The following is a 12,817-nucleotide window of genomic DNA, read 5'->3' on the forward strand; positions in this document are numbered from 1 at the left end:
ACCCTGCTGAACGTTTAGCAATTGCCATTCGTCAATTTCTGCATCAAGCGATTCGGGATTCGACTTGGGGATGGGTGATTGTGAGAATTGGATTAGTCGCGGCGCCATTAAGTGAGACAATGGAAAGAGGAATGATGACAGACTTAGAGGCTGGTATAAGACTGAACCGTTTTCAAGTTGATAGTTTACAGGCAGTTTCTGATTTAGTTTTGGGAACTGGACTAATGGCAATCCACAGCATTCTCGAAGGACGTGCAGAGCCAGATTACCCGGAACAGATTGCTAAAATTATTCTCAAGACATTAGGGATCAACGATGCTGATGCTCATGCGATTGCTTTCAAATTTCTAGAACCACTGGATTTGTGACGGCATTGAGCGTACCTTATACGTATATGAATTATAAAAATATATCACCGTAGAGACGCGATTCAATCGCGTCTCTACAACGCGCGTAAATCGGAGGTTTTCCCGCAGGGATTTTTATTTGTGACTCTAATCAGAAAACGCAAGGCTTCGTTTACTGCTTGAGAGTTGGGAAACATTTCTGCAACATCTGCTTCTAAATGAACTGTCAATCCTTTAATATTACTTGGTTCACATTCAGCTTTTTGTATGTTATTTATTTCCAAAACTTGATGTAGCTGAAGTTTACCCTCACTTATAAGCTTTTGAGAAAATATTTCATTTACTTTATTAGCAAGAGATTCCCAACTAGTGGCTTTTAGTTTAAAGTTGTCTTTTGCTTCGCCTAATGTTTTAAACTGTTGCTTGAGAATCTCAACTGTATAAATATGACTTTTAGATGCTTGGGTTTGTTGTTCAAGGTCTTCTCTTACCATCTCAACTACCTCATCTATAAGTTGCTCGTGATTTGCGGATATTTGGGCAGCGGCGCCTAAAATACGCGAGGTTGCTTTTTTCTGTATCTCAGTCTCTTGTTTCAGTCTATCGGCAATATTACGGATTTGCTCTCCCAACTTCGGTTTGCCTTGAGTTCTTGTCGATGCGGATTTTTTGCTCATAAAAGTGCTTGTTTACTCCGAAAGTATTTCTTTAATAGCAAACCAAATACGTTGAAATTTTTGTACTAACCCGACAGGATTGCTTGTTGTGTCCTCTTCCACCGAATCAACCAAAGATTGAATTTTATCCATACGCTCTGCAACAACATAAAGATTATTTATTGCTTCATCCTTACTTGTTAAAGATTCGCGTAACAGAACAACCATCTCGGCAATTTCCCGTTTTAGCTTTTCGTTCTCAGCTTTACGACGAGTTTCCCATCCCTTAATACTAGCCTTAGAACGTCGCTCGAATTTTAGTTGTGTTTGTGCCTCATTATATAAAGTCAAATAATTATCTCGCTCAGAACTTACTTCTTCATATTTGGCAAGTAATTCATTTGCTCTAGCTTTTTCTTCATTGTAACGAGCTAAAGCTTCTTGATAATTTTTTTGCTCATCAAGATATATTTGATAATTTTTTGCCGCGCTTTCTTCTAATTCATTAACCTTAACTTGGTAAGTTTGCAAATCTAGCTGAACTTGAATAAGCTCATATGCGGCTTTTTGATTTTCTTCGGCGCGTTTTTGCAATTCATCACGTTGGGCAATTAACTCAGTTGCTTTTGCTTTTGCTTCATGGTAATCATGTAAAGCCTTCTGAGAATTTTTCTGTTCATCAAGATATTTTTGGTAATTTACTGCTGCGCGTTGTTTTAGCTCATTCATCTCAACTTGATAAGTTTCGACATCTTGCTTAACATGAACAAGTTGAGATTCATTTGTAACCGCGCGTTGTTGCCATTCATCACGCTGGACAACTAATTGAGTTGCTCTAGTTTTTTCTTCATTGTAGAGAACTAAAGTATGCTGATAATTTTTTTGTTCATTAAGATATATCTGATCGTCAATTTATAATTAGCCATTACTGTTCAGCTCTTTCTTAAATTCTGAAAGAATGGACTGGCGGTCAGGAGTGACAAAGCCGCTTTGCTCTGCATGAATTAGCCTTTTTTGGATTTCTTCAACTTCCTCTTGTTTGGCACGAGCCTTGCGTATCAGGTCATTTATCACATCGCTTTTGCTAGCGTACTCCTGACTCTCCACCTGTGCTTTTAACCAAGCATCATTTGGGGGTGTAAGTGAAATGCTTTGGCGGGTCATAATCTTTCTTTTAAACATCTGGTGCAATTATACACCATATTTACACCATATTTTTAGAAACGAAAATTTTGAAGCTAGAGGCGCGAAATTGATAATCACTGCTAATGTAACAGCTACGAAAATATACTGAGGCCTCGGTATGCAACTATCATCAATGATCATACTAGCGGGTTAATTGCTGGACGACATACCTATCGCCACTTGTGGGGCGAATAATTTCACCGCATTTTCCGTAAAGACCAAAATACACGTCGTAGAAACTAGTAACATGTACATAAATCTTGGTAGCAACGAGCAGTGTTTTGAGGACTACGCTGCATTAAATCTTCCCATTCCTTATTAACCCTTTTGTTTTTAGCAACAACTTTCCAGATTTTGTTTATATTAGATGATTTAGGCACCGTCAGTTCAATTTCTGATGGCTCTAAATTCTCTTCACTTATTTCTTTTTCATCGGGAATTTCAGACATAAAAATTTATTTCTCATTATCAACAGATGGTGGAGTTAATGGTACTTCATCAGTTTCATCATTAAAAGCAGTTAGCAGTTCAGGACTCGATATTGCAATAGCGCTTTCGTGCCATTCGTAAATAATAGATTCAATTAAATCCCATGCATTAACAGTTGAGCTTTCTATCATATTCAAAGCTCTATTTAATTCATCAATCAATACTTTGAATTTTTGGGGTAGTAAAGTTAAGTTTGAGGGTAGGGACATGCGTCTTCTGAGGCGCCGCTCCAGTTGGGTGACTTGCAGCAACTTTTCCCAAGGTACGCTAATTTAAATACAGGCAAAGTCTAAAAGTACGCCAACTATGTCAGAAATTATTACTGCTGTCTACTCTAACGGGATGCTGCACCCCCAAAATCCTTTGTCACTAACTGATGGGCAAACTGTGCGACTCTTCGTTTTAACAGAAGAAGCATCTTCATGTGCCGAAAAAATAATTCAGTCACTAGTGGCAGAGGGACTGGTAACACCTCCACAAAGAAGCAACGATGTTGAGCCAGTTTCAGAAGAAGCGTGGCGTGAACTAACCCAAAGACTGGAAGCGTCAGGAGGCAAACCGCTTTCCGAAATCATTATTGAAGAACGAGGTTTAATGTGACCGCTTACTTCGTAGATAGCAGCGCCCTTGTAAAACTGTATGTGCCGGAAACTGGTAGTGCCTGGATACAATCGCTCTGCGCTCCCCAAGAGAGCAACTTATTATTTATTGCTCGAATTACTTGGGTAGAAGTTTTGAGTGCGCTGGCGAGAAGAGAACGGGAAGGTACTTTGACCCCCACCGATAGAGCCTTGATTATTCAGAGGTTTCGCTTTGACCTAAATAATCAGTACCAAGTTATTGAACTCGATGCCAAACTAGTAGAAACTGCGGGTCAACTGGTTGGGCAGTATCCTTTGCGCGCTTATGATGCTGTACAGTTGGCATCAGTACTAAAAATTCAACCTGTTTTCTCGAAACAGCAATCCATCTCTTTGATTTTTCTCACATCTGATGACCGCCTTAGTAATATTGCTCAAGCTCTTGGGTTACTAACCGATAATCCAAATCATCATCCTTAAATGTCAATATTTTATTGTAGAATTTAGGTTACAGCTTGAATCATATCGCTAAATTTCTCTATGATTAGTTTTTGCCTAGCTTCAATAAATTTTGCATAGTTTTCTAACTTCCATAAATCGGGGTTGTTAGGAATAAGATGCAAATTTAAATAACTAACGTCTTTACTACTAAACCAATCTTCTGGGGGAATATCTCTCTTCGCTCCTGCACCATTTTCTTTGGCGGTTAACAACATACAGTTAGCAATCTGGTCACGGTCAAATTGTTTATATCTAAGAATATTTTTGTGACCATTAGATGGATTAATATCTTTGACTGTCCGCAGTAAAGATTGAGGAAATATATGGTCTATCTGCGGTAAATTAGCTTCGTAACTTGGATGATAACTAAAATCTTTATACCATAAATTAAAAAACAAATGAATTAACTTAGAAGTATAATCTTGACACAAAATAGTTTCTTGTGTAATTTCTAAGCTGCGTCCATCTGCTCGAATTACACCAAACATCTGTTGAACATCAAAAACTTCAATCTCTTTGATTTTCCTAGTTAATTTATCAATTAAATTATCTGGATTTCCACTAAAAGCTCCTGTAATAAATGTTTTTAATATATAGCTATCTAATTGCTTAATATTAGATCATTTTTTTGGATAGTGATAGCGAAAATAAATAATTGGAATTAAAGCTAAGTAAGAGGGAACAGCTTTATCATTGCGGAGAAAGGTTTGACCGAACAAAAAGTCTTTAACGTCTTTTATAGCGTTAGATATATTACCCCAGTTATTAATAATTTCTTCCCTGGTAACTCCGTCTCTAAACTTGTTAACTTCATAACGGGCGCCTTTATCCAGCAAAGTGATGCAGGTTTTTAAAATAAAGTCTCTGGTAAAATTATAACCACTTTTATTAAGTTCGTCTAGTAAGTCCTCAAGCCTTGCATCTGCATCTTCCCAACTCGTACTTAATAAAGAAAATAGTAAATCAGATTTACCTAATTGAGTACCACCAGAATTAGCTCTAATAAAAATTTCAACTACATCATCCTCTTTATATATTTCAGGATTATCAACACTGTCTAATTCCTGATACATTAAAAGCTCATTGGTACAAAAATGTCGGATAACACCATCAATATTTTTATGAATACGTCTTTTCTCATCCTTTGTTAACTCGACAAAACTATTTTCAATAATCCCTTCTGCAATATCCAAAATACTTTCATTTTTAAAAACAATATCTTTAAACTTAATCCAAGGAAATTTAGCATCAGTAGGCTTAAAAAAATTAAACTGATAACGAATATCTTCTGGCGCCGCTAAATCTCCACTAAGGACATGAAAAAATAATTCTTTTTGCTCGTAACTTCCTTTTAAACCTATAAAGAAACTCTGTAAACGCTGTTGTCCGTCAAGAACTAATAACTTGGCTTTCTCGTTTTCAGGAACGTAAAAGGTCGATAATTTCAGATTTTTTTGATAGTTGTCAATAAATTTGCGACATTTAATTTGAGCTTTAGTACGCCAAACTAAAAGTGTACTGATGGGATATTCGCGCATAATCGAATCAAATAAGCGCTCGATTTGTTCTTCTGTTCAAACAAAGGGACGTTGAATATTAGGCAACCAAAAACCACCGTCTTTGTCTTCATTATTTAGATAACTAACCATTTTACGAATAGTTTCTGTTTTACTTTTCATTGTTCCTGTTCCTTAATACACTTAAATCAAAGATTCAACCACACAGTTATAGCTGAGAAAGGTTGTGACACTTTTTCGCAGTTCTACTAACCGTTGTAAACTTTCTAACACATTAAAATCTTTAATGGAAAAGCGCAACTTACCCAAGAAACAACCAAAGCATAGTTAACGCAGAACAGGGTCAGATACAAATGATGATTTTCAGTCGTCCGAAATAAAACTTGCCAAAAAGGCAGGCGTGCTATGATGCCTCTTTTACTAAAACCAAATTAACATTTGAGTCATCTTCTACAGCAGACCAAGCAGCTTCCACAGCTTGTGTTAACCACCAGTCCCAAAATTCTAACCGTTTAGCAGGGTTTTGCTCTCCAGATACAGTTTTCCACACTGCTCCATCCGCATATGCACAAGCAGCAAAGAAGCTACTATCGTTACCTTCAGTATCTTCGTTATCTGTTAAATTCAAGTCAATGTCGAAGTAGTCAAAGTTCTCATCATCAATAGCTTTATCAAGGGCAGCGACCGCAGCGCATCCAACAGTAAAAGCCATACCATGACCACCATATCCCAACTGTTGCATTTCCCTCCATAGACGCTCGCTCTCAGTATTCGCAACTTCTGCACTAATAGTCCCAGCAAGCACCTTTTCTGCAAGATTAAGAATATATTCGGGTCTATCATCGTAAGGAAATTTTTTTTTCCAGATAGGAAGTACATGACGGACTGTTGTTAAAGCTAGCATGGCACGGCGCCTGTAACCATACTCATCATCCCCAAAAGCAGCCCAGATGGCATGACGATAACCAAGATTTAAATCGTGTGATGGGTGTGAGTGTACATTGGAAAGCGCATCTACAATTAATTTTTTTAACGTTGAAGGAATAGCCATATAGATTATACCTCTATTTACTTTTACATTTTATGATAAACAAATTTTACTTGGCCGTTACTGTAAAATAGATAGACACCGTTTGGGTCAGCAACGGCAATATATTGTTGTCTAATAATAGCTAAAGCACAAAGGTAAGGATAACAATCCTCTTCACATATACCCTTAGAAACACCAATAGAATTACAAGGTTTAATTACTGATATTTGTTTTTCTGCATGTGAACGATAGTGACGACCAGGTTCTAACTCTGAATCCAAATCCCATTTTTTTGTTTCATAACCATATCTCTTAAATTCTTATATATTATTTTGATAAAATTCTTTAATTAATGTTTCGTTTTGTAATAATAATATACCATTATTTTCAGCTATCAACACTGTCCATTTAGGGTTTAATGAATTCCAGCCACTAACTACACCAATGTTCTCGCTTACAGCAATTGTTTTTTTCTTGTCCATTTTGGGCTTTACTAATTGACCCTTTATAAGGATAGAATATATCGATAATGCTTTTTGTCGATAGTCAAGAGCATTTTCAATACACCCCATTATCAAAGCTGCGACTTCTGTTTGTAAGTTTAATATTAATTCTTCAAAATTTGCTACAACTTGTAAATCTGTCATAAAATATTAAGCGCTGACAGCAGAGTTTAAAGCCCAAGTTAATCAGTCTCTTTGTAACTTTACAGTTCGACTTCTTGAACAAACAAAAAACTAGTGAGTTTAGCATAACATACAGTTGACTTCACAGTTCTTACCCATTCACGAGTGGAATTTTTGGGGTAGTAAAGAGGCACGGCACCATCTGACGACCGCCTGAATAGTATTGCTCAGGTCAAGTGTGGGAGCGGGTTTCAAGTCTACACAGGCGCCTACACAGGCAAAAAACTAGATGTAGTGCAATTCGCGTTGGCGCCATCTCAAAATGTTATAACAGATATTATAACGTAATAGTAATATTGGGTATGACAAGTAAAAATTACCGAGTAACTCATGCAAAAGTTGGCAATCAGCATGGATTTCGCGGCTCTTCCGTACTTAGCGTGCTAAATTAATTAAAAATAAGCTTGAAATTATTACTAGGCTTTTATTACAGCCATTTTTGACTACAATACTGCGTTTTAAATAAAATGCACGACTATAAGCGCCTGTGAGCCTTGATTTTAAAGAAAAGTTACCGACTAAAATTAAAATTTAGCACGCTAATTCCGGAAGAACCATTTTTTCAAGATAAAGCTTCTCTTGCAAAGTTGGGCGGGACGGAAGCCGACACCGCCCACTTTGCGCTGTGAATATCTAATAGGAGAAGGAGTAAAACCTGAATATTTGAATGATGATAAATTAGGTAGAGTCATGGATAAATTGTTTATTAAAGGTTTGACAGAGGTGTTTTTCGCTATTAGTATAAGTGTGATGAAACAATTTAATATTACTTTAAAATCGTCACACTTAGATTCGACTTCAATGCATTTACATGGTGAGTATAGCACTAATTTACCAGACGTAATTTTTGAACATTCATCAGGTATTAAAATCAAGGCGCCACAAGCGATTGAGATAACCTATGGCTACTCTCGCGACCACAGACCTGATTTAAAGCAATTTATTATAGAATTAATATCGTCAGGAGATGGAGATATACCAATATTTTTAAAACCTGCATCTGGAAATCAAGCAGATTCTTCAAGCTTTGCTCAAATATTTTTAGAATATAGAGAACATCTGAAAAAAGAAAAAATAGAGCAAGCTTTATATGAGAATAATTTAATGGTAGCAGATGGAGCTATATATAACGCAAAAAATATTAATTTGTTATCTGAAGTAAGATGGTTATCTAGAGTACCAATGACTATAGGGCTGGCAAAATAACTAGTTTCAACATTATTATCAACTGATTTTATTAGTAGTTCTTTAACAGGATATTATTATTCTGTTGTTAAAAGTAATTATGGTGAGGTTGAACAGAGATGGCTAGTTGTAGAAAGTATTGAAAGACGAAAATCAGATTTACGTCAATTAGAGAAAAGAATATCTGGCTCTTCCGTACTTAACGTGCTAAATTTTAATTAAAATTGACAAATCTCCTTTATAACCAAGGCTTACAAGCACTTATAGTTGAAATTTAATGAATTTGATATTTATAAAGGTAATAATGGCTGTAAAATAAGCACAGCAAGAATTTAAACCTAATTTTTTAGCAGATTTAGCACGCTAAGTACGGAAGAGCCGGATTTCTTAAAGATGCTTTATTTTTCGCAGATAGTATTTTTCTAAAATCTCCGGAAAGGATTGAGGCTATGGCTATGATAATGGGATTATGCTTATTAGTATATACTTTGGCTCAAAGACAAATGAGAAAAGCTTTATCAGCAACTAAATCTACTATCAAAAATCAGCTTGGTAAATCTATAAATAATCCAACCATGAGATGGATATTTCAATGTTTTCAATCTATACACTTAGTTATATTTGATAGCGAAATATCTATATCAAATATAACTCCAGAAAGAAAATACATATTGAGTTTCCTGCCAGAAAACTGTCGTTATTATTATAATTGTTAATCTGATACCAAAAAATATTTTTTATAGAGACTATTAATTAAAATTTATAGTCACAGATTCTAGTAACTTCTAATTAATTTGGCATAAATTAAGTACAGGTTTTATATCAATAAGCATAAACTTTTATCTATTCAGTAAATATGAATATTTATTGAGAATCATTGAGAATATAAATATTATCTAGGTTAGGTAAAAAATACGGCTATACAGATGATAAAAGTATTATTTTACTCTTTATTTAGAGAAAATACTCAGTAAAAACACTTTTGTGACAATTAGAGGCGCCTGGGGGTGCGGAATGTGGGTTGTAATGATTCTTCTGTGAACTCTGTGCCTCTGTGGTAATAATATTTACTATTCAAGCAATTATATAGAACATTAGTGCTGTAAAGTATTAATTTTTATGACGTAGTTCTGTATTAGATAATTGATGCACCTAAGATAATTCATCCGTTACATCCGTTATATCCGTTGCCAGTTAACCCAGGCGCCTCAATATAAAAGGGCGAGCAAGGATGCCCACCCCACAAGATGTTTCATTCAATTTTTGGGAGTGTTTTGTTAAAAGTCTCCAGCTAATGCGCTAACACAGCGTTCACACAATAACGGGTCTTCTTTTGACTCTCCAACATGGGTAGAGTAATTCCAACAGCGGTCACATTTTTCCCCTTCTGCATCAACTACTCCAATACCCCAATTTTCAGATATTGAGTTATATTTCAACCCTTCAAGTTGTTGTGCTGAATCTAACACTGTTGCTTGCGAGGTGATAAACAAATATCTTAATTCATCGATGCCATTTGTATCTATTTCCAGTGCTTTTACTGCCGAACGTAGTTGTTCATCTGCTACGTACAGTAACACCTTTGCTTCCAAGGATGAACCGATTTGTTTATCAACGCGCGCTTGTTCCAGCACTTTATTAACATCATTGCGGATGTCGCGCATTTTTTCCCAGAATGTTGCTAGTTCTGGGTTTTCCCATTTACTATCTAATTTCACCCAACCAGCTTCAAATACTGATTTATAAGCTGTTTTGTAAGGGAGGAATTGCCAGATGTCTTCGGCAAGGTGACATAATACAGGTGCTATCGCGCGCGTCAAGTTATCCAATGCATAATACAATACTGTTTGACAGCTACGGCGCCTAAAACCATCGGGTGTACTGATATATAGTCTATCTTTGGCGATATCTATATAAAAGCTCGATAAATCAACAACGCAGAAGTTTTGCACTGTTTGGAAGAAACGGAAAAACTGGAAAGTATCAAATGCATCGGTTATTTCTTTGAATACTTCCGTCATGCGGTGCAACATGTAACGGTCAACTGCGGGTAGTTTGTCTAGGGGAACTAGATGTTTCTCTGGGTCAAAGTCATGCAAGTTACCCAATAATACCCGCGCGGTGTTACGGATTTTTCCGCGTATATCTCCCAATTGCTTGATGATATTTTTACCGTATCGTTGGTCAGAAGTGTAATCAACCGAGGATACCCATAATCTTAAAACATCGGCGCCATATGGTGGTTCTTCTTTCTGATTTTTTCCACCCTCAATAACAACACTTGGATCAAGCACGTTACCAAGCGATTTACTCATTTTGAAACCTTTTTCATCAAGAGTAAATCCGTGAGTTAACACTATTTTATATGGCGCCTGGTTATGTACGGCAACGCTGGTTAATAAACTCGACTGGAACCATCCTCGGTGTTGGTCGGAACCTTCTAAATACATTTCTACAGGATAATGTAACTCACTTCGCTGTTCGGCAACTGCTGCCCACGATGAACCAGAGTCGAACCATACATCCATCGTATCGGTTCCTTTGCGGTATCGGCGCCCGTTGTTGCGGTATTTTTCAGGTAATAATTCTTCAACCGACAACTCCCACCATACATCTGAACCTTTTTCTGCGATGATTTTTTGAACGTAGTTGATGGTTTCCTCGTTCAATAAAGGTTCGTTTGTCTCCTCATCGTAGAATACAGGGATAGGTACACCCCAATTACGCTGACGTGATATACACCAGTCCGAACGGTCGGCTACCATTGGTGTGATACGATTCTCACCTTGTGCAGGTATCCATCGTACTTCAGAGATAGCTTTGAGTGCTTCGTCACGAAACCCTTCTACCGATGCAAACCATTGTTCAGTTGCGCGGAATATTGTGGGTTTTTTAGTTCTCCAGTCGTAAGGGTATTTATGTTGATATGGTTCTTCTTTTAATAAAGAACCTGCTTGTGTTAAAGCATCGATAACTGCTTGGTTGCCATCACCAAGTACATTCAAACCAGCAAATTGTCCAGCCTCAGCAGTAAAATTACCACCATCATCGACTGGCGCCAAGATAGGTAAACCATAACGTTGCCCAACTATATAGTCTTCTTGACCATGGCCAGGCGCCGTATGTACTAATCCTGTACCAGATTCTGTAGTGATATAATCTCCTCCTATGATTACCGGACTCTCGCGGTCATATAAAGGATGTTTGTAAGTAGAATGTTCTAATTCTTTCCCTTTAACAGTGGTTTTTACTGTTAATTGTGTGCTGAGAGTCGTAGATAAACGTTCTACTAAATCATTTGCAACGATTATATATTTAAAATTGATACCTTCGACTGGCGCCTCAACTACTGCATAATCCAAATCTGGGTTTACAGCAACAGCCAAATTAGCAGGTATTGTCCAAGGTGTGGTCGTCCAGACAGCAACACCCAAATCAGGTAGATACTCGTTAAACTTATCTTTGACTGCATCCGATAAACTTGTCATTGGGAAAGCAGCATACAAAGACCGGGAAGTATGTCCCTCTGGATATTCCAACTCAGCTTCAGCCAAAGCAGTCCTCGAACTGGGACTCCAGTTTACAGGCTTTAACCCTCTATATATATATCCCTTTAATACCATCTGCCCAAATACACCGATTTGTGCAGCTTCGTATTCAGGCGCCATTGTCAAATACGGGTGTTCCCAATCACCCCATACACCGTAGCGCTTAAAACCTTCACGCTGCTCATTAACAGCTTGCATGGCAAAGTCTTTAGCCTTTTGCCGTAACTTTAAAGGTGTTAATTCCTGCCGTTCTGCTTGTTTCATATTTTGCAGAACCTTTAGTTCGATAGGCAACCCGTGGCAGTCCCAACCCGGTACATAACGAACTTTACGACCTTGCAATAGCTGATAGCGATTTATGATATCTTTGAGAATTTTATTTAAAGCGTGACCTATATGCAGCGAACCGTTTGCGTAGGGTGGTCCATCGTGCAGTATAAATAATTCGCCTGGGTTCTCTTCTGAGAGGCGCCCGTATATGTTGTTGTCTTCCCAAAACTTCTGGATTTCAGGCTCTCGCTTCACCGCATTCGCGCGCATGTCAAATTTCGTTTGCGGAAGATTTACTGTGTCTTTGTAACTTTTTGCTTCTGTCACTGTACTAATTGCTTGGATTTATATAGGGTCAGATTTTCACTATTATCGTTGGAAATGTGGGGTGTGGGTGATATTGTAATGGGAATAATAATGTCCATATGTTTGTACCTGTTTGCGAGTGTAGTATTATTGTAGCATAGTTTGGCAACGGATGCAACGGATGTAACGGATGGGTTATTCATGCTTGGGTTGTAGGTTGGGTGGAGGTGCCGAGGTTCCCAATGTTTTAAATATCATTTAACACGTAACAGACAGTTTATTTGTTTTAGGTTACGGCGCCTGATACCGTGTGTTAAATTGGGCAAACCTCCTAGCATTGGAACAAAATTGGTTAGTAATTATAAATGTTTCGATTGCATTCCAACTCGGATGATGTTGAAGAAATGCAGAGAATTATGGTGGCAACTATTAATAAGCTCAAAATTGGAATTGAAGTTTGGCGCCAACAGTTTTATTATCAGTTGAGGCGCCTCTGCTGAAAGTGTAAACTTAAGA

14 protein-coding genes and 3 pseudogenes are annotated in these 12,817 nt (G+C 37.3%); 6 read left to right on the forward strand and 11 right to left on the reverse strand.

What is annotated here, in order from left to right; translation table 11 throughout:
- A pseudogene (locus AC2JBO_RS14060) lies at positions 1 to 368 on the forward strand (TetR/AcrR family transcriptional regulator); the annotation flags it as partial.
- A gap of 74 nt (positions 369 to 442) precedes the next feature.
- Here the strand turns inward: AC2JBO_RS14060 and AC2JBO_RS14065 are convergent.
- The 5 genes from AC2JBO_RS14065 to AC2JBO_RS14085 all read right to left on the reverse strand — a co-directional run bounded on the left by AC2JBO_RS14065 (position 443) and on the right by AC2JBO_RS14085 (position 2,928).
- On the reverse strand, positions 443 to 1,024 hold the full coding sequence (locus AC2JBO_RS14065; protein ID WP_496954277.1) for a hypothetical protein: 582 nt from the start codon (positions 1,022 to 1,024) through the stop codon (positions 443 to 445).
- Between the two features lie 12 nt (positions 1,025 to 1,036).
- Positions 1,037 to 1,732, reverse strand: a complete 696-nt coding sequence (locus AC2JBO_RS14070) for a hypothetical protein (RefSeq protein ID WP_496954278.1) — start codon at positions 1,730 to 1,732, stop codon at positions 1,037 to 1,039.
- A 189-nt stretch (positions 1,733 to 1,921) separates the two neighbouring features.
- Positions 1,922 to 2,167: a ribbon-helix-helix domain-containing protein gene (locus tag AC2JBO_RS14075; protein ID WP_496954279.1), complete on the reverse strand. Its 246-nt coding sequence runs from the start codon at positions 2,165 to 2,167 to the stop codon at positions 1,922 to 1,924.
- 260 nt (positions 2,168 to 2,427) lie between these two features.
- The gene (locus AC2JBO_RS14080; RefSeq protein WP_496954280.1) at positions 2,428 to 2,637 is read right to left on the reverse strand and encodes a hypothetical protein; all 210 of its coding nucleotides are present in this window, start codon (positions 2,635 to 2,637) and stop codon (positions 2,428 to 2,430) included.
- A gap of 6 nt (positions 2,638 to 2,643) precedes the next feature.
- Positions 2,644 to 2,928 (reverse strand): hypothetical protein, encoded by a 285-nt coding sequence (locus AC2JBO_RS14085; protein WP_496954281.1) that lies wholly within the window; start codon positions 2,926 to 2,928, stop codon positions 2,644 to 2,646.
- Positions 2,929 to 2,983: 55 nt separating this feature from the next.
- Here AC2JBO_RS14085 and AC2JBO_RS14090 point away from each other — a divergent pair, with 55 nt between their 5' ends.
- Positions 2,984 to 3,277, forward strand: coding sequence for an antitoxin family protein (locus AC2JBO_RS14090; RefSeq protein ID WP_496954282.1), 294 nt, complete (start codon positions 2,984 to 2,986; stop codon positions 3,275 to 3,277).
- Positions 3,274 to 3,738 carry a type II toxin-antitoxin system VapC family toxin gene (locus tag AC2JBO_RS14095; protein ID WP_496954283.1) on the forward strand — a complete coding sequence of 155 codons (465 nt, stop codon included), beginning with the start codon at positions 3,274 to 3,276 and terminating at the stop codon, positions 3,736 to 3,738. Before AC2JBO_RS14090 ends, AC2JBO_RS14095 begins: the two co-directional genes overlap by 4 nt.
- Positions 3,739 to 3,761: 23 nt before the next feature.
- On the opposite strand, the gene AC2JBO_RS14100 is transcribed toward AC2JBO_RS14095, so the two are convergent.
- From AC2JBO_RS14100 to AC2JBO_RS14120, 5 genes are all read right to left on the reverse strand, one after another.
- Positions 3,762 to 4,247, reverse strand: a complete 486-nt coding sequence (locus AC2JBO_RS14100; RefSeq protein WP_496954284.1) for a GmrSD restriction endonuclease domain-containing protein — start codon at positions 4,245 to 4,247, stop codon at positions 3,762 to 3,764.
- Positions 4,248 to 4,379: 132 nt separating this feature from the next.
- Positions 4,380 to 5,321 carry a GmrSD restriction endonuclease domain-containing protein gene (locus AC2JBO_RS14105; protein ID WP_496954313.1) on the reverse strand — a complete coding sequence of 314 codons (942 nt, stop codon included), beginning with the start codon at positions 5,319 to 5,321 and terminating at the stop codon, positions 4,380 to 4,382.
- A gap of 358 nt (positions 5,322 to 5,679) precedes the next feature.
- A complete protein-coding gene (locus tag AC2JBO_RS14110; protein WP_496954285.1) occupies positions 5,680 to 6,327 on the reverse strand; it encodes an Imm5 family immunity protein in 648 nt (215 codons plus the stop codon).
- 23 nt (positions 6,328 to 6,350) lie between these two features.
- Positions 6,351 to 6,587, reverse strand: a complete 237-nt coding sequence (locus tag AC2JBO_RS14115; protein WP_496954286.1) for a hypothetical protein — start codon at positions 6,585 to 6,587, stop codon at positions 6,351 to 6,353.
- A 39-nt stretch (positions 6,588 to 6,626) separates the two neighbouring features.
- A complete protein-coding gene (locus tag AC2JBO_RS14120; protein WP_496954287.1) occupies positions 6,627 to 6,953 on the reverse strand; it encodes a hypothetical protein in 327 nt (108 codons plus the stop codon).
- Between the two features lie 663 nt (positions 6,954 to 7,616).
- Here AC2JBO_RS14120 and AC2JBO_RS14125 point away from each other — a divergent pair.
- Together AC2JBO_RS14125 and AC2JBO_RS14130 are read left to right on the forward strand one after the other, a co-directional pair.
- A pseudogene (locus AC2JBO_RS14125) lies at positions 7,617 to 8,370 on the forward strand (IS1634 family transposase); the annotation flags it as partial.
- 181 nt (positions 8,371 to 8,551) lie between these two features.
- Positions 8,552 to 8,893, forward strand: a pseudogene (locus tag AC2JBO_RS14130) (IS1634 family transposase); the annotation flags it as partial.
- 561 nt (positions 8,894 to 9,454) lie between these two features.
- On the opposite strand, the gene ileS reads toward AC2JBO_RS14130, so the two are convergent.
- Positions 9,455 to 12,322, reverse strand: coding sequence for an isoleucine--tRNA ligase (ileS, locus tag AC2JBO_RS14135; RefSeq protein ID WP_496954288.1), 2,868 nt, complete (start codon positions 12,320 to 12,322; stop codon positions 9,455 to 9,457).
- A 344-nt stretch (positions 12,323 to 12,666) separates the two neighbouring features.
- Between ileS and AC2JBO_RS14140 the strand changes: the two genes are divergently transcribed.
- The gene (locus AC2JBO_RS14140; RefSeq protein ID WP_496954289.1) at positions 12,667 to 12,801 is read left to right on the forward strand and encodes a hypothetical protein; all 135 of its coding nucleotides are present in this window, start codon (positions 12,667 to 12,669) and stop codon (positions 12,799 to 12,801) included.
- Positions 12,802 to 12,817: the final 16 nt, after the last annotated feature.

The organism is Calothrix sp. CBUCES-K 9914 (assembly GCF_059640475.1).

Coding starts and splice junctions, on each gene's coding strand:
- AC2JBO_RS14065 (WP_496954277.1), bottom strand. CDS start 1,024: ATGAGCAAAAAATCCGCATCGACAAGAACTCAAGGCAAACCGAAGTTG.
- AC2JBO_RS14070 (WP_496954278.1), bottom strand. CDS start 1,732: ATGAATGAGCTAAAACAACGCGCAGCAGTAAATTACCAAAAATATCTT.
- AC2JBO_RS14075 (WP_496954279.1), bottom strand. CDS start 2,167: ATGACCCGCCAAAGCATTTCACTTACACCCCCAAATGATGCTTGGTTA.
- AC2JBO_RS14080 (WP_496954280.1), bottom strand. CDS start 2,637: ATGTCTGAAATTCCCGATGAAAAAGAAATAAGTGAAGAGAATTTAGAG.
- AC2JBO_RS14090 (WP_496954282.1), top strand. CDS start 2,984: ATGTCAGAAATTATTACTGCTGTCTACTCTAACGGGATGCTGCACCCC.
- AC2JBO_RS14100 (WP_496954284.1), bottom strand. CDS start 4,247: ATGTTTGGTGTAATTCGAGCAGATGGACGCAGCTTAGAAATTACACAA.
- AC2JBO_RS14110 (WP_496954285.1), bottom strand. CDS start 6,327: ATGGCTATTCCTTCAACGTTAAAAAAATTAATTGTAGATGCGCTTTCC.
- AC2JBO_RS14120 (WP_496954287.1), bottom strand. CDS start 6,953: ATGACAGATTTACAAGTTGTAGCAAATTTTGAAGAATTAATATTAAAC.
- AC2JBO_RS14140 (WP_496954289.1), top strand. CDS start 12,667: ATGTTTCGATTGCATTCCAACTCGGATGATGTTGAAGAAATGCAGAGA.